15 protein-coding genes and 1 pseudogene are annotated in these 20,365 nt (G+C 72.5%); 8 read left to right on the forward strand and 8 right to left on the reverse strand.

Annotated features, from left to right (window positions below):
• Window position 1: 1 nt before the first annotated feature.
• On the reverse strand, window positions 2-1,246 hold the full coding sequence (gene entS / locus AB0C21_RS29655) for an enterobactin transporter EntS (RefSeq protein ID WP_500208616.1): 1,245 nt from the start codon (window positions 1,244-1,246) through the stop codon (window positions 2-4).
• A 73-nt stretch (window positions 1,247-1,319) separates the two neighbouring features.
• Between entS and AB0C21_RS29660 the strand changes: the two are divergent.
• The 6 genes and pseudogenes from AB0C21_RS29660 to AB0C21_RS29685 form a co-directional block, all read left to right on the forward strand.
• A pseudogene (locus AB0C21_RS29660) lies at window positions 1,320-1,403 on the forward strand (aspartate 1-decarboxylase); the annotation flags it as partial.
• Window positions 1,404-1,453: 50 nt separating this feature from the next.
• Window positions 1,454-3,022 carry a (2,3-dihydroxybenzoyl)adenylate synthase gene (locus tag AB0C21_RS29665; protein WP_500208617.1) on the forward strand — a complete coding sequence of 523 codons (1,569 nt, stop codon included), beginning with the start codon at window positions 1,454-1,456 and terminating at the stop codon, window positions 3,020-3,022.
• Between the two features lie 105 nt (window positions 3,023-3,127).
• The gene (locus AB0C21_RS29670; RefSeq protein ID WP_500208618.1) at window positions 3,128-6,688 is read left to right on the forward strand and encodes a WD40 repeat domain-containing serine/threonine protein kinase; all 3,561 of its coding nucleotides are present in this window, start codon (window positions 3,128-3,130) and stop codon (window positions 6,686-6,688) included.
• Window positions 6,689-6,742: 54 nt separating this feature from the next.
• Window positions 6,743-10,330 (forward strand): protein kinase domain-containing protein, encoded by a 3,588-nt coding sequence (locus AB0C21_RS29675; RefSeq protein WP_500208620.1) that lies wholly within the window; start codon window positions 6,743-6,745, stop codon window positions 10,328-10,330.
• Window positions 10,331-10,425: 95 nt separating this feature from the next.
• Entirely contained in the window at window positions 10,426-11,019 is a 594-nt protein-coding gene (locus tag AB0C21_RS29680; protein WP_500208621.1) for a PadR family transcriptional regulator, read from the forward strand.
• Window positions 11,003-11,626 carry a GyrI-like domain-containing protein gene (locus AB0C21_RS29685; protein ID WP_500208623.1) on the forward strand — a complete coding sequence of 208 codons (624 nt, stop codon included), beginning with the start codon at window positions 11,003-11,005 and terminating at the stop codon, window positions 11,624-11,626. The genes AB0C21_RS29680 and AB0C21_RS29685 overlap by 17 nt, the downstream gene beginning before the upstream one ends.
• A gap of 38 nt (window positions 11,627-11,664) precedes the next feature.
• Here the strand turns inward: AB0C21_RS29685 and AB0C21_RS29690 are convergent, their stop codons facing one another.
• On the reverse strand, window positions 11,665-13,326 hold the full coding sequence (locus AB0C21_RS29690) for a TROVE domain-containing protein (RefSeq protein ID WP_500208625.1): 1,662 nt from the start codon (window positions 13,324-13,326) through the stop codon (window positions 11,665-11,667).
• Window positions 13,327-13,663: 337 nt separating this feature from the next.
• Window positions 13,664-14,026: a DUF6939 family protein gene (locus AB0C21_RS29695; RefSeq protein WP_500208765.1), complete on the reverse strand. Its 363-nt coding sequence runs from the start codon at window positions 14,024-14,026 to the stop codon at window positions 13,664-13,666.
• A gap of 534 nt (window positions 14,027-14,560) precedes the next feature.
• Here AB0C21_RS29695 and AB0C21_RS29700 point away from each other — a divergent pair.
• Window positions 14,561-15,559 carry an RNA polymerase subunit sigma-70 gene (locus AB0C21_RS29700; protein WP_500208626.1) on the forward strand — a complete coding sequence of 333 codons (999 nt, stop codon included), beginning with the start codon at window positions 14,561-14,563 and terminating at the stop codon, window positions 15,557-15,559.
• A 5-nt stretch (window positions 15,560-15,564) separates the two neighbouring features.
• Window positions 15,565-16,344, forward strand: coding sequence for a DUF6069 family protein (locus AB0C21_RS29705; protein WP_500208627.1), 780 nt, complete (start codon window positions 15,565-15,567; stop codon window positions 16,342-16,344).
• Between the two features lie 46 nt (window positions 16,345-16,390).
• On the opposite strand, the gene AB0C21_RS29710 is transcribed toward AB0C21_RS29705, so the two are convergent.
• From AB0C21_RS29710 to AB0C21_RS29730, 5 genes are all read right to left on the reverse strand, one after another.
• Window positions 16,391-16,708 carry an isochorismatase family protein gene (locus AB0C21_RS29710; protein ID WP_500208766.1) on the reverse strand — a complete coding sequence of 106 codons (318 nt, stop codon included), beginning with the start codon at window positions 16,706-16,708 and terminating at the stop codon, window positions 16,391-16,393.
• A gap of 270 nt (window positions 16,709-16,978) precedes the next feature.
• Complete coding sequence (locus tag AB0C21_RS29715) at window positions 16,979-17,596, reverse strand: 3'-5' exonuclease family protein (protein ID WP_500208629.1); 618 nt, start codon at window positions 17,594-17,596, stop codon at window positions 16,979-16,981.
• 108 nt (window positions 17,597-17,704) lie between these two features.
• Window positions 17,705-18,184, reverse strand: a complete 480-nt coding sequence (locus AB0C21_RS29720) for a macro domain-containing protein (protein WP_500208630.1) — start codon at window positions 18,182-18,184, stop codon at window positions 17,705-17,707.
• Between the two features lie 63 nt (window positions 18,185-18,247).
• On the reverse strand, window positions 18,248-19,030 hold the full coding sequence (locus AB0C21_RS29725) for an Fpg/Nei family DNA glycosylase (RefSeq protein ID WP_500208631.1): 783 nt from the start codon (window positions 19,028-19,030) through the stop codon (window positions 18,248-18,250).
• A 24-nt stretch (window positions 19,031-19,054) separates the two neighbouring features.
• Window positions 19,055-20,356 (reverse strand): salicylate synthase, encoded by a 1,302-nt coding sequence (locus AB0C21_RS29730; RefSeq protein ID WP_500208632.1) that lies wholly within the window; start codon window positions 20,354-20,356, stop codon window positions 19,055-19,057.
• Between the last annotated feature and the right edge of the window lie 9 nt (window positions 20,357-20,365).

The following is a 20,365-nucleotide window of genomic DNA, read 5'->3' on the forward strand; positions in this document are numbered from 1 at the left end:
GTCAGCCGGGCTCGGGCTCCGGCCGCAGCGTCGCGGTCCGGAGCCCGGTGAGCGTCAGGGCCAGCGCCAGGGCGAGGACGGCGCTGACCGTCCCGTAGAGGACGATGGCGGCGCCCGGGGCGAGGTACCGGCCGAGCGCTCCCGCGCCGAGCGACCCGATCGCGCCGCCGCCCGTCTCCTGCGCCGACCACAGCGCGTTCACCCGTCCGAGATGCGAGTCCGGCGTATGGGACTGGATCAGCCCGTACCGGAGGATCTCCTCGACCGACTGGACGAACCCGTACACGAACAGGATCGCCACGGCGAGCGTCGGATGGCGGGCCAGACCGAGGCACGCGAGCGCGACGAAACCGGAGACGGAGGCGGCGAGCAGCGCCAGGCCCGGCGTCCGGGCCCGCCCGGCCCAGCCGCTGGTCAGGGAGGCCAGCACGGCGCCGCAGGCAGGCGCCGCGAACAGGAGCCCGACCGTGGCGGCGCCGCCGTCCAGGCTCCGGCTCGCGAACGCCGGCATCAGGACGGGGACGCCGCCCGCGACCATGAACAGCAGCCCGAGGAGCATCAGCGAGCCGACGACCCGATGCGAGGCGACGAAGCGGAACCCCTCCCAGACGGCCTTCAGCGGGTCGGCGTCCGTGTTCGCGGCCTCGGGCTTGAGGCGCGGCAGGCGGGTCAGCAGCCCGAGGGTGCCGAGCGTCCCGGCGGCCGCCGCCGCGTAGTTCCAGCCCACGCCGAACGCCGACACCACGAGCCCGCCGAGGGCGGGGGAGGCCATCGACCCGAGCCGGACGGTCAGCGCGTTGAGCGCCCCCGCCGCGACGAGCTTGTCCGGCGCGACCAGCGCCGGCGTCGCGGCCAGCAGCGCGGTGATGCCGACGCCGGTCATCAGCCCGTCCCACGCCGCCAGCGCGTACAGGGCCGCCAGCGAGGGGGAGGGCAGGAAGGCGTTGAGCGCCAGCAGGACGAAGCCGGTCCCGGCCGCCGCGCGCGCCCGCAGCATCAGCCGGCGCCGGTCGTGCCGGTCGGCCAGCACGCCGCCCCACAGGAACCCGGCGAGCAGCGCGAACCCCTCGGCGGCGGAGACTCCGCCCACGTGCGCGGTGGACCCGGTGAGGCCGTACACCTGCACCGGAAGGGCCACCGCCAGCATGCCGATCCCGAAGACCGAGACGGTGCGGGCGACGAACACGTTGCGGAACGGCCGGCTGTCGCGCAGCGGCCCGACGTCGATGACCAGTCGCCGGAGCATCCTCGGGGTTCTCCTCCGCCGATCGAATAGCTAAGGTAAGGCTAACCTTAGTTGATCGTGAGGAAGGGGAGCCGTGCAGCGGACGCTGATGAACGGGAAGATCCACCGGGCGACCGTCACCCAGGCGGACCCGCACTACGTGACGATCGACGCCGACCCCTCCGAGCCCGTCCCCGGCGCGCCCGCCCGGCTCGCGGGGCGGTGACCGTGGACGGCTTCACCCCCTGGCCGGCCGACCTCGAAGCCCGCTACAGGGCCGACGGCCACTGGACCGACCGCCTCCTCGGCGACGTTCTGCGCGGCGACCCGGCGGCGCCCGCCCTGGTGGCGGGCGCCGACCGCCTCACCTACGCCGACCTGGACGCCCGCGCCGCCCGCACCGCCGCCGGCCTCCTCGCCCTCGGCCTTCGCCGCGGAGACCGCGTCGTCGTCCAGCTTCCGAACACCGCGGGCTTCGTCGTCGCGTTCCTCGCCCTCGTCCGGATCGGCGCCGCCCCCGTCCTGGCGCTCCCCGCGCACCGCGAGAGCGAGATCCGCTACCTGTGCGAGCTGTCCGAGGCCCGCGCCTACATCTGCGCCGACCGCGACGGCGACTTCGACTACCGCGACCTGGCCCGCACGCTCCCTGTGGAAGTCGTGATCGTCGAAGGCGAGGCCGAGGAGTTGGTGCCGCTCGCCTCCGTCGACGCCGAACCGGTGTCGGCGCCCGCTCCCGCGCCGTCCGACGTGGGCGTCTTCCTCCTCTCCGGCGGCACCACCGGCCTGCCCAAGCTGATCCCCCGGACGCACCGCGACTACGTCTACAACCTGGAGGCAAGCGCGGAACTCTGCGGCTTCGGCCGCGACACCGTCTACCTGGTCGTCCTCCCGGCCGCGCACAACTTCGCCCTGGCCTGCCCCGGCATCCTCGGTGTCTTCGCCGCGGGCGGCACGGTCGTCCTCTCGCCCTCCGGCGCCCCGGACGAGGCGTTCCCGCTCATCGAACGCGAGCGCGCCACGGTCTGCGCGGTCGTCCCCCCGATCGCCCTCCTCTGGCTGGACGCGGTGACCTGGTCGGACGAGGACCTGTCGTCCCTCGAACTCCTCCAGGTGGGCGGCGCCAAGTTCGCCGCCGAACGCGCGGCCGAGGTGCCGGACGCGCTCGGCTGCCAGGTCCAGCAGGTCTTCGGCATGGCCGAGGGCCTCCTCAACTACACGCGCCTGGACGACCCCCGCGACCTGATCGAACGAACCCAGGGCCGCCCCCTCTCCCCGGCGGACGAGATCCGCATCGTCGACGCGGACGGCAAGCAGGTCGCCCCCGGCGAAGTGGGCGAGCTCCTGACCCGAGGCCCCTACACGCTCCGCGGCTACTACCGCGCCCCCGAGCACAACGCCCGCGCCTTCACCCCCGACGGCTTCTACCGCACGGGCGACCTCGTCAGGCGGCTGCCGTCCGGCCACCTCATCGTCGAGGGCCGGGAGAAGGACCAGATCAACCGGGGCGGCGACAAGATCTCCGCCGCGGAGCTGGAGAACCACCTCCTGGCCCACCCGGCGGTCCACGACGCCGCCGTGGTCGGCCTTCCCGATCCGGTCATGGGCGAGCGCACCTGCGCCTTCCTCATCGTCAGGGAGGGGGAGAAGGCCCCCGGGCTGCGCGAGGCCAAGGAGTTCCTGCGCGCCCGCGGCGTCGCCGCCTACAAGTTCCCCGACCGCCTGGAGACCGTCGCCGCGTTCCCCCGGACGCCGGTCGGCAAGATCAGCAAGAAGGCGCTCGCCGCCCGCCTCCGGTGAGACCGTCGCCGTTTCGTCGACGGCCGTTCACCGTTTCCCGCGAACGCGGCCGCCCGGGGCGGCATCCTAATAGACGATCATGTTTATTAGGATGAGGAGACGTCTGTGGCCCCCGAACCACTGGGACCCGGTGATCCGACCAGGCTCGGCGACTACCTTCTCGTGGGGCGGCTCGGCGCCGGCGGGCAGGGCGTCGTCTACGAGGGGTACGGGCCGGACGGCGCCCGGGTCGCGGTCAAGACGCTGCACGGCGACCACTCCGGCGTGCAGCGCGACCTGTTCGTCCGCGAGATCGAGGCGGTGCGGCGCGTCTCGCAGTTCTGCACGGCGCGGGTCCTCGCCGTCGACCTGGACCATGCGCCCCCGTACGTCGTCAGCGAGTACGTCGCGGGCCCGACCCTCCAGCAGGCGGTCGAGGAGGCCGGCCCCTACAAGCCGGACGACCTGTACCGGCTGGCGGTCGGGATCGCGACCGCGCTGACCACCGTCCACCGGGCGGGCGTCGTCCACCGCGACCTGAAGCCCGCGAACGTGCTGCTGGGACCCGACGGCCCCCGCGTCATCGACTTCGGCATCGCCCGCACCGAGGACATGTCGCAGAGCGCGACCGGGATGAAGGGCACGCCCCGGTACATGCCCCCCGAGGTGTTCCGGGGGAAGAGCCCCGGGCCCGCCGTGGACATCTGGGCCTGGGGCGCCACGGTCCTGTTCGCCGCGTCCGGCCGCGCGCCCTTCGGCGGCGAGACCCTCCCCAAGCTCATGCACTCCGTCCTGAACACCGAACCGGACACCTCCGCGATCCCCGAGCGGCTGCGCTCCATGGTCGAGGCCGCGCTGGCCAAGGACCCCGACCGGCGCCCGGACGCGCCGGGCCTGCTCCTCGGCCTGCTCGGCGGGCGGCCCGACGCCGACCTCCTGGAACAGGGCGAACGGGAGGCCCGGGCCGTCCGCATGCCCAAGGCCGCGCCCCCTGCCCTGGGCGAGCGCGCCGAGGCGGTGATGCGGAGCCTCGATCCGGCGGCGCAGCAGGCCGTCCCGCAGATCCTGCTGCGGATGGCGGCGGCCGTGGACGACCTCGTCCGCCCGGCGGCGCGCGCCGAGTTCAGCGACGGCCGCACGCCGGAGCCCGTGATCGACGCCGTCCTGTCCGCCTTCACGGGGGCGGGACTGCTCACCTGGGACGGGCAGCGCTTCACCCTCGCCTCCCCGGCCCTGCTGCGCGCCTGGCCGCGGCTGCGCGACTGGGCCGCCGCCGAACGGCCGGGCCTGGACGTCCACCAGGAGCTCGCCGAGGGCGCGCGGCTGTGGGACGAGCACGGCCGCAAGGCCGGCGACCTCCTCCAGGGGACCCGGCTCGAACGGGCGATGACCTGGGCCGTGGGCGGCGGCCGCGCGCTGCGGCCGAACACCCTGGAGCAGGCGTTCCTGGACGCCGGGCGCGCTGCGGTCCGCCGCCGGTCCACCGCGCGGACGGCGGTCTCCGGGGTCCTCGCCGTCCTGCTGCTGGTGACGCTCGTCGCGGGCGTGCTCGTCTTCCAGCAGGGCCGCACCGTGGCGCGGCAGCGCGACGACGCGGAGGCGCGGCGCCTCGCGGCCGTGGCGATGGCCGTCCGCAAGTCCGACCCGAGGACGGCCCGCAGGCTGGCCATCGCCGCGGGCTCCCTCTCCGACACGAAGGAGACGAGGGAGGCGCTGGTCGCGCTGCGGTACCAGTGGGAGAGCGACGTCTTCATGCCGCCCGGCGTGAGCGCGACGACCCGGCGCCAGCCGTCCCCGAACGGGCGCGTCCTCGCCGTCGTGGACGCCGGAAAGGCCAGTCTCTGGAACATCGACACCCACGCCAGACTGCACCAGTTCACTCTGAGCGGCGTCGAGACCGAGGACCTCGTCGTCACCGACGACGCGCGCACCGTGGTCACCTGGGCCGACGACGGGACGGCCCGCGTCTGGGACACTGCGTCAGGCAAGGAACGCGGCAGGCTGCCCATCGGCAGGATCGGCGCGAACGCGACGGTCTTCGACGGGATCGACCTGAGCCCGTCCGGGCACCTCCTCCTCGCCGGCAACCGCGACGCCCGCACCGTCTGGGACCTGCGCACCCTCCGCCAGGTCCCGCTGAGCTGGACGCGCCCGAAGGGCGGCGCCGAGATCCTCGCGGCCGACGCGGGCGACCAACTCGTCGCGGGCGTCACGCCACAGGGCATGGTGCACGTCGACCAGCTGGCGGCCAGGACGACGATCGCGCTGCCTCGCCTCAACCAGGCGCTCAAGGGCAAGTACGTCGGCGCGGCGAAGCTGAGCCCGGACGGATCGCTGATCGCTGTGGCGTACAGCTCTGCCGCGAGCAAGAAAGCCGAGATCCTGGTCTGGAGGCTGGGGGCGGACGAGGGATTCGCCAAGCTCGGACCCGCGAACTCGTCCTTGGGACTCGCTTTCAGCCAGGACGGCCGCTACCTGGCGCAGGCGAGGACCATGTGGCGGCTCCAGTACGGCGGCGCCGACCACTCCGCGCCCGCGCAGCCCGTCGTCCGCTACGCGCCGTCCGCCGACTGCGCCCTGGTCCGCTTCGTCGAGAACCGCGCGCTGCGCTGCATCGAGCCGGCGACCGGCCAGGTCTCGTCCCTCGACATCAGCACCTTCGTGAGCACCCAGGTCGTCCAGGGCAGCGGCCTGTTCCAGCAGGTGGCGATGTCCGCGGACGCCTCCACGATGGCGTACCGCAGCGGAGCCAAGGTCCCCCTCTGGGACGTGCGGCGGAAGCGCGCCGCCAACGGCGGGTTCAACCTCGCGTCCGACTACGAGTACTCCGGCAACGGCAACGACCTGGCCATCAGCGCGGACGGCGCCCGGCTGGCCATCTACAAGAACGCCCGCACGGTCACGGTCACGGTCACGGACGCCAGGAAGTACACGAAGCTCGGCGACGTGATGCTGCCGCAGGCCACCGACGCGATCCAGGCCATGGCGCTCTCCCCGGACGGCCGGGGCCTGGCGCTCCTGGTCCGCCGCGGCACCGCCAGAGAACTCCAGTTCTGGGATCTGAAGACATTCCGGCAGATCCGCGTGCTGCCGTCGTCCGCCGACAGCTTCGTCAAACGGATCGTGTTCCGCCCGGACGGAAAGGCCGTGATGACGGACGGCAAGTCCGGCCTGATCGAGTACCCGTCCGGCCGGGTCCTCGCCCGGACCGACGACACCTCCCTCCTCACCGTCCTCGCCATGAGCCGCGACGGACGCACGATCGTGAGCGCCGAGGGAGCCGAGACGGACCAGAAGGTCCTCCTCACCGACGGCAGGACGCTCCGCTCGCGCGGCCTGATCCTGCGCGGCCACAAGAGCTACGTCAGGGCCGCCGCGCTCTCCCCGGACGGCACCCTGCTCGCCACCGGCGACGAGCTGGGCCAGATCCGCCTTTGGGAGGTCGAATCCGGCCGCCCGTACGCGCTCCCCCTGACCGGCCACCAGACCGCCATCGGCGCCCTGGCGTTCTCCGAAGACGGAAGAACCCTCACCAGCGCCGCCGAAGCCGGCACCGTCCTGACCCACGACCTGGCCCCGGCCCTGACAAAGGCGGCCCTGTGCCGGAACACCACCGGCGGCCTGACAGAAAAGGAATGGCACCAAGCCCTCCCCACATTGGACTACCGCCCCACCTGCCCCCGATGAGCCCGCCCACGGTTCCAGGACGCGGACCGCGCGGGAATCGCGCAGACTGACGCCATGGAGGCGACTAGGGAGTGGGTGCCGGGGGAGGTCGTGCTCGGCCTTTACGAGGTGCTCGGCGTGGTGCACAGCGGCGGGATGGGGGTGGTGCATCGGGTGCGTCATCGCGGCTGGCGGGTGGACATGGCCGTGAAGACGCCGCGACCCGAGCTGGTCCGGACCCCGGAGGACCGTGCCTACTTCGAGGCCGAGGCCGGCACGTGGATCGGGCTCGGGCTGCACCCGCACACGGTCGCCTGCGCGTACGTCCGCACGATCGAGGGCGTGCCCCGGGTGTTCGCGGAATGGGCCGACGGCGGCAACCTGGCTCAGGCCGTGAGCAATGGAGAGCTGTACGCGGGCGGCCCGCAGGCGGCGCTGGCCCGCATCCTCGACATAGCCGTGCAGACGGCGTGGGGGCTCCAGCACGCACACGAGGCGGGGCTCATCCACCAGGACGTCAAGTCCGCGAACGTGATGCTGGAAGCGGACGGCACGGCGAAGGTGACCGACTTCGGCCTGGCCAAGGCCCGAGCGGGGAGCGGCGAGGCGGCGCGGCCTGGAGGCCGTCCGGAGACGGTCACCTTCGGCGGGATGACGCCCGCGTACTGCTCCCCGGAGCAGGCGGCCGCGGCCGCGGCCGCGGGGGACCGGGACGTCCGGCTGACCGCGGCGACCGACGTGTGGTCGTGGGCGGTGACCGTGCTGGAGATGTTCGCCGGACGGCTGCCGGCGCGCCGCGGCCAGGACGCCCGGGAGGCGCTGGAAGCCGTACTGGACGACGACACGCCGGTACCGGTCCCGCCGGCGGTGGTGACCGTGCTGCGCCGGTGCCTCACCAAGGACCCGGCGGCGCGTCCGGCCGATTTCGGGGTACTGGCGGCGACGCTCGCCGAGGCGTACCGCGAGGTCCTCGGCGCCGACTACGAGCGGCCCGCGCCCAAGGCGGCGCGGCTGCTGTCGGACGGCCTGTCGAACCAGGCCCTCTCGCTCCTGGACCTCGGCCGGACCGACGAGGCCGAGGAGCTGTGGCGGCGGGCGATCGGCACCGACCCGTACCACCTGCCGTCGGTCTACAACTTCGGCCTGCACAGATGGCGGGCGGGCCAGGAGACCGGCGAGGAGGTCGTCTCCAACATCGAGGCCGCGCTGGCCGCGTCCGGAGCCGGCCGGGCGGGACACGGCGCCCTTCTCCTGGGTGCGGTGCAACTGGAGCGGCACGAGGACGAACTGGCCGGTGAGCTGCTGCGGGAGGCGGTCGCCGCCGATCCCGCCTCCCCGGACGCCGCCGAGGCACTGGCCGAGTGGGAGCGCCGCCCGCCGCAGATCCGCGCCGACCTCGACCCGCGGGCCCGGAAAGGCCCCGGTCGCGTGGAGGACGACGTCTCCGCGGTCGCGATCAGTGCGGACGGCGGCCTCGTCCTGTCCGGCGATCGGACGGGCAGGCTGCTGCTGTGGGCGACGGATTCCGGCCGGCGACAGCGCACACTGGCGAGGCGCGGGCAGCCGGTCGCCGCCCTCGCCATGGACACGGTCGGCGCGCTCGGGGCGGTCGTCCTGGAGGACGGCACCGTCGACCTGTGGGATCTCAAGCGAGGCCGCCGGCTGCGGAGGTTGCCGGCGGTGAACGACGTCCGGACCGTGGCCGTGAGCGGCGACGGCCGATACGTCGCGACAGGGTCCGCGCAGGGCACGATCCAGGTTTGGGAGGCCGGCGAGGGGCGCTGCGTCGCCACTCTGCGCGGACATGCCGGACCCGTCACATCTCTGGCGCTGAGCCAGGACGGCGGCAGAGCCCTGTCCGCGTCGTTCGGCTCGGACCATGACTGCACGGTCCGCTCGTGGGACGTGGGAGGCGAACAATGCGTCGGCATGCTGGCCGGGCCCGTCCGAGGGACGTTGTACGGCCGTCCCGTCCACACCAGCGCGATGGACATCGGCGGCGTGTCCGCCGATGCGCGATACGCCGTGGCCGCCTGGTGGCAGGGGCCGCTCACCCTGTGGGACGCGCAGCGGTCGGCCGTGGTCAGCGAGGTGCCGCAGGCGTGGCGGCACGTGGAGGACGTCGCGGTCGCCGTGGCAGGGCCGACCGTGGTGACCTCGGCGGACGGCGGCTCGCAGGTGCAGGTGTGGGAGGCCTCGACCGGCCGCTGCCTGCGCACGATCGACCGGGAACTGCCGTCCGACGCCCGCTGGGCGTGCTCCCTCGACGTCAGCGCGGACGGCCGGGCGGCGGTGGTCGGCCTGCCCTGGGGGCGCATCGCGGTGCGTTCGCTTCCCACCGGCGGCTATCAGGCCCCCTGGTACTGCGCGCGGCCGCGGTCGGCCGGCGAACTCACCCGCGCGGACGACGTGTTCCGCGATCTCATGGACCGCGCCGACGAGCTGGCGAGCCGGGGCCGGTACCCGGCCGCGGCGGAGGCGCTGAGGTCCGCCCAGCGGATGCCCGGCTTCGGCCTTCACCCGGACCTGCGGGGGGCGTGGGCGCGGGTGGGCGAGCACGGCCGCAGGTCCACCCTGCTCAGCGCGTCGCCGCTGTACTCCTACGACGGGCACAGCGAGTTCACGCAGCCCCCGACGCTGGCCCTGCGCGAGGACGGTCTCATCGCGGCGACCGGCCGGTGGACCGGTGAGGTGGACGTCTGGGACGTCGCCGCGGGGGAGCGGCTGCACACCTTCGACCGAGGCGAGGGCGGAACCGCCAGGGACATCCGGTTCGGCGTGGACGGGATGCTGCTCCTGGTCCTGACATCCTCGGGCACGATCCGCCAGTTGAGCCTCGAAACCGGCGTCAAGCGCCTGTTCACCGACGAGTTCGGCGCCATCAGCGCGTTCGCGGTGAATCCGGTGGGCGACCGCATCCTGATCGGCGACCGGACCGGCGGCCTCCGCCTCCGCGACCTGCCCGCGGGAAGCATCCTGCACGCGTGGCGGGCGCACGGCGGCGGCGTCCACGCGGCGGCGCTCAGCCCGGACGGCCGGTTCGCGGCCACGCACGGAGGCACGCACCCGGAGGCGAACCGCTTCGGCGGCCCGCTCGACGAGAACGAGATCCATCTGTGGCCGCTGGGGGAGGACCGCCCCGCGTGGACGCTGCGGTCGCGTCCGCGCGACGAGCGCCTGGACTTCAGCGCGGACGGCCGGACCCTGTTCGTCTCCCACGGCCTGTTCGTCGGCGCATGGGACGTGGGCACCGGCGAACTCCGGTACTCCTTCCTCAGCCAGGGGGTGAGCGGTGGGCTGGACACCCCCGTCGCCTTCAGCGCCGACGGCAGGCTGGGCGCGTCCCCCGACCAGAACGCGCTGCACGTGTGGCGGACCGACAACGGCGAGATCGTCACCACCCTGCCGATCCCGAACTTCCTCAGCGCGTTCGCCCTCAGTGCCGACGGGACCTTCGCCGTCACCGGCGAGGACCGGCAGGTCCGGGTGTGGGAGATCGGCTCCGGGCGCTGCCTGCGCACGCTGGAAGGCCATGGCGCGACGCTCTACAGCGCGGCGCTGAGCCGGGACGGCACCCTGCTGGCCACCACCGACCTCGGGTCGGGCATGTGGGTGTGGGAGATGGCGTGGGACTTCGACTTCCCGCCCGCCGCAGGTGACTGAACAGCGCCCATCGAGGTCTGCGCCCCAGCGCGCCTGACGGAGAGCAGCACAGGGAAGTGACCGATCGCCGTGTATTCTAGTACTAGAGTAAGTGGGTGGCCGCAGACCTGACGCCAGCTGAGTTGACCTTGCTTGGCCTGCTCGTAGAGAAGCCGAGGCACGGCTACGAGCTGGACGAAGTCATCACCGCCCGGGGCATGCGCGAGTGGACCGAGATCGGCTTCAGTTCGATCTACTACCTGCTGACCCGGCTCCGCGACCGCGGGCTGATCACCGAGGTCGACGCGCCGCGTCCCGTCCGGGGAAGGGCGCGCCGGGTGTACGAGCCCACAGCCGAGGGCCGCGAGGCGTGCGCGAGGGCGGCCGAGGCCGCGGTGGCCGAACTCCGGCCGGTGTTCCCGCCCCTCCTGGTCGGGCTCGCCAACCAGCCGGTCGTTCCGCCCGAGCGCCTGCGGGACGCGCTCGACCGGCGCGCCGCCGCCCTGGCGGAGCGGATGGCCGCCATCCGAGCCGCCCGTGACGCGCAACCTGACGTGCCCGGCTTCGTCCGCGCCATCTTCGACTACTCGCTGGGCCAGCTGGCCGCCGAACAGCGGTGGCTGGCCGATTACCGGGCGGCCGAACCCGACGACCGATCCACCGACGAGCCCCCAGCCAGGAAGGCAGACGGCCATGACGACCCGCTATGACATCAAACGAGAACTCAAGCAGTGCTACGCGCCGAAGAACACCGACTGGGCACTGGTCGACGTGCCCGCGCAGCGGTTCATCGCCGCCGACGGAAGCGGCGACCCCAACACCAGCGCCGGCTACGCCCGCGCCGTCGAGGCGCTCTACGCCGTCGCCTACACGATCAAGTTCGCCAGCAAGGCCGACCTCGGCCGGGACTTCGTCGTCGGGCCGCTCGAAGGGCTGTGGTGGTCCGACGACCCGGAGGTGTTCATCACCCGTGAGAAGGACGCCTGGCAATGGCGCATGCTCATCAGCCAGCCCGACTGGATCACCGACGACTTCATCGAGGAGGCCAAGCGGGCCGCGCTGGCGAAGAAGGGCCTGCCGGCGATCGCCGAGGTCCGCCGCGAAAGCCTGCAGGAGGGCACCTGCGCCCAACTCCTGCACGTCGGACCCTACGACGATGAGGGCCCTGCACTCGCCAGGCTCCACCACGAGTACCTCGCCGCCAACAACCTGCGGATGTCCGGCCACCATCACGAGGTCTACCTCGGCGACCACCGCCGGACCGAGCCCGCCAAGTTCAAGACCGTCCTCCGGCAGCCCGTTCAGGCGGCGGACTGATGCGGCCTCCGGGGCAGATCGTCATCTGCCCCGGAACCTCAACGGAAGTAGCCGTTCACCAACATCGGCAGCGACGCGTCCAGCCCCGCCACGTTCAGCACGCCCTCGTCGCGGGGGTCGCCGATGGTGTGCCCGCTCGCGGCCATCGCCGCGAGCACGACCCGCACGTCGCCGTTCACGGCCCTGCGGTAGGCGGCGAGCGCCTGCGACGGGTGCCGCCGGCCCGCCCACGTCTCGTTGTCGGTGAAGACCACGACCCCGTCGACGTCGAGGCGCTGCTGCTGCGCCCACTGGAACGGCAGCGACAGGTCGGTGCCGCCGCCGCTGGGCCGCCACGAGCCGATCTCGCGCAGGTTGGTGCGCGCGGTCACCCTGGAGGCGTGCACGGCGGTGTCGACGTCGATGACGTGGCAGTTGCCGCCCTCGATGCGGTGGAGGATGACCGCCATGGCGTTGCCGACCTCGTAGCAGGACCCCAGCGGGGTCCCGCCGTGGCGCACGCCGCCCCACGACATCGACCCGGACGAGTCGACCGCGATCAGCAGCCGCCGGCCGGACTGCTCCATGTGCCCGAACGACAGCTCGTACGCCTCGTCGAGCGCGTCGACGATCGCGGGCACCGGCGACCAGCGCTGGATGTCGGCGCGCGGGTTCGGCTGCGCGTGACCGGCCCCGTACACGCGCAGAGCGAGGAACAGGTCCATCGGGTGGATCCGGGCCTTCGCGAGCGCGCCGGCGTCCGTGAGCCGGGCCGCGGCGCGGCGGGTCGCGTCACCCATCGGGGTCAGCGTCCCGATCCGCGTCATCCGGGACAGGTTCCGGATCAGCGCGGTCATCCCGATCGTGTCGACGAGCTCGTCCCACACGCCCGGGTCGGTGAGAACCGCGTCGGGGAGGAACTCCCACGGCACGCCCCGGTCCTGCACGACGTCGATCGCCTCGACCGGGCCGGTGACGGCCTGCGCCGTGAGGAACGCGTCCACCGAGGGCACCTGCGTCCGAACGTCCTCGTCGGAGACGTTCCCGGCGATCCACCCGAACAGGGCACGCCGCGCCGGGGAGTCGGCCTTGGGGTGCGCGATGCGGAGCGCGTCCCGCAGCGCGAACGCCTCCCCGGACGGGGTCTTGCGCTGCCGCGCCTTGCACACCCGCCACGCGACCTGGTCGACGTCGCCGTTGAGGAACCACGACGCGAGCGCGGTCCGCATCGCGCGTCCGATCACCGGCGCGGTCCCGCCGACGGTGGCCTTGCCGCCGAGGTTCTTCCAGTACCCGAAGAACGTCGCGAAGTGGTCCGTCGTCCGCGCGACCTGCGCCAGCGACGCCTTCACGGCCTGCCGGGCGTCGGCGTCCCCGCGCGCCGCCGCGGCGGCCAGGACGAACAGCGCGGGACGGTTCTTCGGCGCCCGAGGCGGACGCGCAGTAGAGATCTCCGTAGCGAGGTCGACGACCCGGACACCGTCCGCGGCGATCGCGTCGAACACGACCCGCGCGTTGTCGGCGGTGAGCCTGTCCTCACCGACGTAGTAGGTGCCGCCGGTGGTGCCGAGAATGAGGAAGTCCTCCAGGCGGGTCCACAGGTCCTTGGCGAACCCGTAGCCGCCGGCGTTGTTGCGGACCTGCTCGGTCTCGCGGCCGGGGATCGGCCGGCTCTGCGGCGTCTCGACGGTGGACACCGAAGCGAGAGGGTCACGGGCCATTAGGGGCCTCCAGGAGTTTCGACCCGCCGGTGGGGCGGATGTGGGGGAGCGGTCGGCCTGCATAGGGGAGGGCGGATGTGGTTGCGCCCGCCGGGTTTTTGCCCAATGCGCTGCCTGACTGCGCCACCAGCCGACTTCGTCGGCTGGGCAGGATTCGAACCTGCGACCCTTGGATTACGATAACCGGCGGACTTCGACCCGCCCTCCCATATGCGTACAGCCCGACCCGTAGGGCCGGGTGCCGGCACGGATGTGGAAACGACCACCGGATTGCATCTGTTGGAAAGAGATAACCGATGGCCTTCGACCCGTGCGGGCACCGGACCCGACGCGCTGATCAAAAGGTAGCCCGCCCCGGATCCGTTCGCATTCGAATATCGGCAGGCCCGCTCATCCCGTCGCTGACGCGCCGGCGGCATCCGCGTCGCCTTCTCGTGGCCAGCGCCCCTCTATGTGCAGTTGGATGAGCGCGGCGTGGGAGAGCGGGCTGGCGGGATCGGTGACGTCGCCGTTGGGTGGTGTAGTCGAGGAGCACGACGTCCTTCTTCTCGCGGAGCCGCTCCATCAGATCGGCGACGCGGTGTTCGAGAACCCACCGGTAAGCCGGCAGGTAGATCCGGCGCCGGGCCGACTCGTAGGACAGCAGCCGGTCGCCGTGCAGACCGGAGCGGTGGCCTGGCCTGCCAGACCCCTTCCACAGCGTGGGGGAGGGCGGATGTGGTTGCGCCCACCGGGTCTAAGGGCTCTTCCGATTGAGCTACCGGGCTGACACCCGGACGGGGCTCGAACCCGCAACCTCTCCATTTGCAGTGGTGGTAACCGACGGGACTTCGACCCGCCCTCCGGCACGTCCGGTTCGACCCGTAGGGTCAGGTGCTCGCACGGATGTGGGAACGACCACCGGATGGGTTCTATGCGAAAGAGATAACCGATGGCCTTCGACCCGTGCGGGCACCGGACCCGACGCGCTGATCAAAAGGTAACCCGCCCCGGATCCGTTGGCATCTGAATATCAGTGGCCTATTCGTACGCGGTTCCACAGGGCCGCGACCGAACGAGGGCCGTTTCGGACCGATCGCCGGACCACCTCGCCGACCTCACCCGCCCCCACCGCCGCCAGCGGCGCCCCCGCTGCCGCCGACTCGATCCCGCGCCGGCAGACCCCGGTGATGAGTTCTCGCGGCCGCACCCGTCACACCTATGACGGAACACGGCGAGAGGGAAGGATGACGTGATGAGTGCGGACACGCGGCCGGCGGAGGTGGGCGTGAGCGGGCTGGGCGAGGTCGACGAGCCGGCGTTCTCGGGGCTGGCGGAGCGGCACCGGCGGGAGTTGCACGTGCACTGCTACCGGATGCTCGGATCGTTCGAGGACGCCGAGGACACCGTGCAGGAGACGTTCCTGCGCGCCTGGCGGCGGCGGGAGACCTTCCAGGGGCGGTCGACGTTCCGGGCCTGGCTGTACCGGATCGCCACCAACGCCTGCCTGGACCTGCTCGCCAAGCGCCGCCCGGAGCCGGCGACCGGCGGCGAGGTGCCGTGGCTGCAGCCCTACCCGGACCGGTTGCTCGACGAGCTCCCCGCGGGCGACGCGGACGAGCCGGAGGCCGTCGCCGTCGCGCGGGAGACGATCGAGCTGGCGTACCTGGTCGCCGTCCAGCACCTCGCGCCGCGCCCGCGGGCCGTGCTGATCCTGAGGGACGTGCTCGGCTGGCCGGCCAAGGACGTCGCGGAGCTCCTCGGGGACTCCGTCAACTCCGTCAACAGCGCGCTGCAGCGGGCCCGCGCCGGGATGCGGGAGCACCTGCCCGCCGAGCGGCAGGACTGGACCGGCGGGGAGGAGGACGCCGGGACGCGCGAGCTGGTGCGCCGCTTCACCGACGCCAGTGTGGCCACGGACGTCGACGGGCTCGCCGCGTTGCTGCGGGACGACGTGCGCTTCTCCATGCCGCCCACGCCGGGCCTGCTCGTCGGCCGCGACAAGGTGGTGAACGACTGGGTCGAGGACGGCTTCGAGCGCCTGGAGGGCCTGCGCGCCGTCCAGACCTCCGTGAACCGGCAGCCCGCCGTCGCCTTCTACCTCTGGCAGGAGCGGGAGGGCGCGTACCTGCCGCTGACGCTCGACGTGCTGCGCATCACCGGCGGGGCGATCAGCGAGCTCGTCACGTTCCACGGTGACCGGTTCGCGCGGCTCGAGCTGCCCGAGCGCCTGCCGGCGGACGGCACGGAGTAGTCCCGGTGCGGACGCTCACGCTGCGCGGCGGCGCACGTGTCGCGGTGACCGCGGCGGACTGGGGCCACGCGTTCGGCGTCGTCACCCAAGGGCGGGTGCAGCTGGAACTGCGCGGCGGTGAGCCCGGACCGGTACTCGGACGCGACGCCGGGTTCTGGCTCCGGGGCACCGGCGTCCGCGCTCTGCGGAACCCCGGCCGCCGCACGGCGAGGGTACGCATCGTCACCCCTAAGGCCGGGACCGTCACACGCCAGTCAACCCACCCCTGCACCAGCCACCGAATGACGGAGAACGACATGAACACCATGGACGACCCCGGGGCCGTCGCAGACCCGGCACCGGGTCAGACCGGCCACACCCGCGGACTCCGCAGGCTCGCCGTCACCGGCCTCGTCGCCACGCTCGCGGCGATGGTGGCCACCACCCTCGCCGCCGCGCTTGCCCAGGCCGCCGGCGTCGACTTCGAGTTCCCCGCCGGCGGCGAATCGATCCCGTTGCCCGGGTTCGCCGTGGTGACCGGCTTCTTCTCGGTCGTGGGCATCGTCATCGCCGCCGGTCTTCTTCGCTGGAGCGCCCGCCCGGCCGAGCGGTTCGTGTGGACGGCGGTGCCGCTGACCGCGATCTCGCTGGTCCCGCCCTTCCTCTCCGGGGCGGACACGACCACCATCACCGCACTCCTGGGGCTGCACCTCGTCGCTGCGACGGTGATGATCCCCACCCTGGCGCGGAGCCTCCGTTCAGCAGGGGCAGCCGAGCGGCCGCGCGACGTTCGCACTCGGCCATGACATGACACCGCCCGACTGCGGGCCCAGAACACCAACGGACTGCGGACTACGGGTGCCGCCGCCGGTTCGCGCCGTCGGCGGGCACTGATCCGATCATGGTGAGCACCTCGGACGTCGGGCGGACGTCGCCGAAGGAGCGGTAGACGGTGTGCAGGGTGGCGTTGTGGTCCTGGTCGCGGCGTGCCGCGTTCGCGTCGGCGACCATGATGACCCGGAGTCCGAGGGTGCTCGCGTCGCGTGCGGAGGACTCGCAGCACACGTTGGTGACGGTGCCGGTGATGAGCACGGTGTCGATCGCGCGCTGCTCCAGCAGGTCGGGCAGGGGACAGCAAGGCGGCCGATGTTGGGCACGATCCCCCGGCAGTAGGGGTTGCCGGAGACGAAGAACGGCACCATGTCGATCACCACCAACGCCGTCCGAGCCGGAACGAGCCGCGTGAACGCGAAACGACGCCCACGGCGGCGCTCATGCCGGGCGTACTCCCGGGCCTCGATCCGCCACTCGTGCCGCCGCACCCCGACCTCCGACAGCACGGCCTCCTCGATCTCCAGCACGCCCGCGCCGAGGAGACGGGCGGGTCCGTCGCCGGCCTCAGCGCTCTCCCGCATTCTCCCGGAGGGGGCCAGGTTCCCGTCACTCCGCAAGGTCCTTGCCTTGCCGACGCGGGTGCCCGGCCCAGCGGACCAGATTGTGAAAGAGCTCGGCCTGCTCCATAGCGTCGTCCAGCGCATTATGCGTGTGAGGGCGGTCCGGCAGCAGCTCACCGGGCATCTGGCGTTTGGTCGAGCGAATGATCGGACTGCGGGCCTTGGTGGCGTAAGCGGTCTTGAGATCGAGGTGCCGGGAGTGCCCGAAAGGGGATCCGGCCTCAGCGAACCGCGTCCAATACCAGTACAGGAACATCCAGTCGAAGCCGAGTGGATACGCCACCAATACCGGCGGCCCGCCCGCCGAGGCCGCCACCGCGGTCACCCAGGCAGCGGCCGCGTTCATCGCCTCGTCCGGATCGCGCCCTTCGACGGCCAGGCGGCCGCGATCCAGGCCACTGACCGCCAATGCCTCCGGGACGTAGGCGTCGCTGATCGGTTTCAGCTCCGCGTAGAACGTGGTCTCGGCCGGATCCACCGGCCTGAACTCGTCCCCGTCAAAGCTTCCACATGCGCTCATGCCGAAGCTCAACATGGAATACGGCCCCGGAATCGGCCCATCGGCCTCCACATCAACCGAAAAATAAACCTCATACCTGCTCATCGGCGTTCCCCGTCCCGTTCCAGAACTGACTTCTTACCATGTCGGGCAGCGATCCACTCCTTAGGCGGGACGCGGAGCCGGGCCGCCCAAGCCGGACGAGCGGGGCCCCTATGGCATGTCGTAGACGGTGACGGAGATGCCGGGTTCGGTGAGCTGGTTGATGATGAGGGGTTCGATGCGGTCCCACCGTCCGCCGGCCAGGCCGCAGCCGATGCGGGGCATGTGGACGGTCGCTTCGAGGTCGATGGCTCGTGCGGCCAGCCGGTGGAGGCATCGCTCCACTGCCTGGTAGCGGATCGGCGGTCCGGAGCTTCGGCCGGTCTTGACGCCGTGTTGGCCGATCATGTTGGCGACCCAGATGTCGGGTCGGACCTGGACGAGCTGGATCGCGCCCAGCTCGAAGTCGTTGGTGGCGCGGTCGCGGTGCCAGCGCCGGTAGGCCGCTTCGGGCTCCGGCCAGCGTCTGGATATCGCCAGCACGAAGCCCTTGCCCCACCCGCCCCGGTTGTTGCAGATGTGCGCGATGACCTTGGGGCCCTTGGCCTGCGGGGAGGTCGCGTCGCCCTGGAGGTAGCGGATCTGCGCCATGATCGCCACGATATCCGGCATTCCGACGAACCGGCTGGTCAAGCCGCCTGGGCGGCCCGCTCGTCAGGACTCGATGGGTTGGCAGGTGGGGCACCAGGTCGTTCTGCGGCCGGATAGGCGGCGGGCTTCCAAGAGGGTGCCGCAGCGTGGGCAGACGGGGGGCTTGGCGTCTCGGGCGCCGGTCAGCCAGGTTTTTCGGGGTGGGACGCGTTCCGCCTTGATGGAGTCGCGGAGGACTCGGCGCATTGCTCGGTGGAGAGCGGTGACCTCGGGGGTGGTCAGGGCGCGGGCGGGGCTCAGGGGGTTGATGCGGGCTCGCCAGCAGATCTCGTCGGCCAGGAGGTTGCCGAGACCGGCGATGACCGATTGGTCGGTGAGGGTCGTCTTGAGACGGCCGCGGTGGTGGGAGAGGGTGTCGGCCAGGGCGTTGCGGGAGACGTCCAGGGCGTCGGGGCCCAGGTTCTCAAGGGTCTCGTCCGCCTCTCTGGCGCTGGCGGCCAGGTGGACGCCCTGCAGTTTGCGCATGTCGCGGAAGCGCAGTTCGCCGTCGGGGAGCCTCCAGATGACGCGGTCGTGGCGGTGGCGGGGCTCGTCCGGGTGGTGCCAGGTGAGCGAGCCCGTCATGCCGAAGTGGAGCAGCAGCACCGGGCCGTGGGCCGGGGCCAGCAGCCACTTGCCGTGGCGGTGCGGTTGTTCGAAGCGGTGGCCGCGCAGCGCCGTGTCCAGGCGCCGGGCGGTGACTCCGCGCAGGACTCCGGAGTCGAGCACCGATACCGAGGCGATCCGCTTGCCGGTGTGCTCGGCGAGCACCCGGCGGAAGCCTTCGACGTCTGGGAGTTCCGGCATGGCGGGTCCCTACCCGCCGCCGGCTCAGGTCTGCGCGACGACGTGGGGCGCGATGCTGGAGAGCTTCTCGCAGGTCTCCTCGTACTCGCGGTCGGGGGTCGAGGCGCCGACGATCCCGGCGCCCGCGCGCAGCCACGCGCGGCCGTTCTCGGTGTAGAGGGCGCGCAGGACGAGGGCGGAGTCCAGCGCGCCGTCATGGGAGACGGTGACGACGGCGCCCGAGTACAGGCCGCGGCGCTCCTCCAGGCGGGTGACGGCCTCGATCGCCTCCGGCTTCGGGATGCCGGACGCGGTGACGCCGGGGAAGAGGGCGTCCAGGGCGTCCCATGCGGTGCGGCCGGGGGAGAGGGTGCCGCTGACGCTGGAGCCCAGGTGCTGGACGCTCCCGCGCTCCTTCACCGTCATGAAGCCCGTGACGCGGACGCTCTCCCGTTCGCACACCCGATACAGCTCCTCTTGGGAGGTGCGGACGGACACGGCGTGCTCGTAGATCTCCTTGGGGTCGGTCTCCAGGTCGCGGCGGGTGCGCGCGTCGGTGTCGGCGCCGAGGCCGAAGGCGCGGGTGCCGGCGAGGGGCTGGGTCATGACGCGCCCCGCCGAGTCGACGCTAGCGAGCACCTCGGGGCTGAACCCGGTGGCCTGGAAGCCGCCCATGTCGAGCAGGAACGAGCGGGCCGGGGTGTTGGCCTCGCGGCCCCGGACGTAGGTCGAGACGACGTCGACCGGGTGGGGGACGTCCAGGCGGCGCGACACGATGACCTTCTGGTAGCGGCCCGCGTGGATGTCGGCCACGGCCTCGGCGACGCGCGCGCGGTAGGGGGCGCCGCCGACCCGGACGTCGACGGGGGAGGGCTCGCCGACGGGGTGGCCGTCCGGCTTGGCCAGGAGCTTGGTCACGTGCTCGATGTCGGTCCGGTCGACGCCGGTGACGGTGACGCGGCCGTGCTCGGCCCGTACCTCGGTGCGGGGGACGATCAGGTGCGCGAGCCGGCCGGTGGGGCGAGGGGCGGCGGACTCGAACGCGATCCAGCCGTAGGCGTTCCACGCGGGCAGCGGCGCGTCGGCGAAGGTGTCGCGGAGCGCGTCGGCGGGACGGCCCGTCCAGGGGCGGCTGGTGAGGGCCCGGTCCGGCCAGTGGGCGTGGACGGCGCCGGCGTCGAGGACGACCTCGGCGAGCATGCCCCCAGCGAACGTCCACGAGCCGGGCCGCTCGTAGACGACGTAGTCGCTGAACAGGCCCGATCCGGCCAGGCGGGCCATGAGGGCGAGCGGCGCCGAGGAGTGCTCGACGACCGGCTCGGCGGGGTTCGGCAGAGCAGTGGACAAGGCGGCTCC

It is taken from the genome of Spirillospora sp. NPDC049024 (assembly GCF_040649235.1).
Taxonomy (GTDB): Bacteria; Actinomycetota; Actinomycetes; order Streptosporangiales; family Streptosporangiaceae; genus Spirillospora.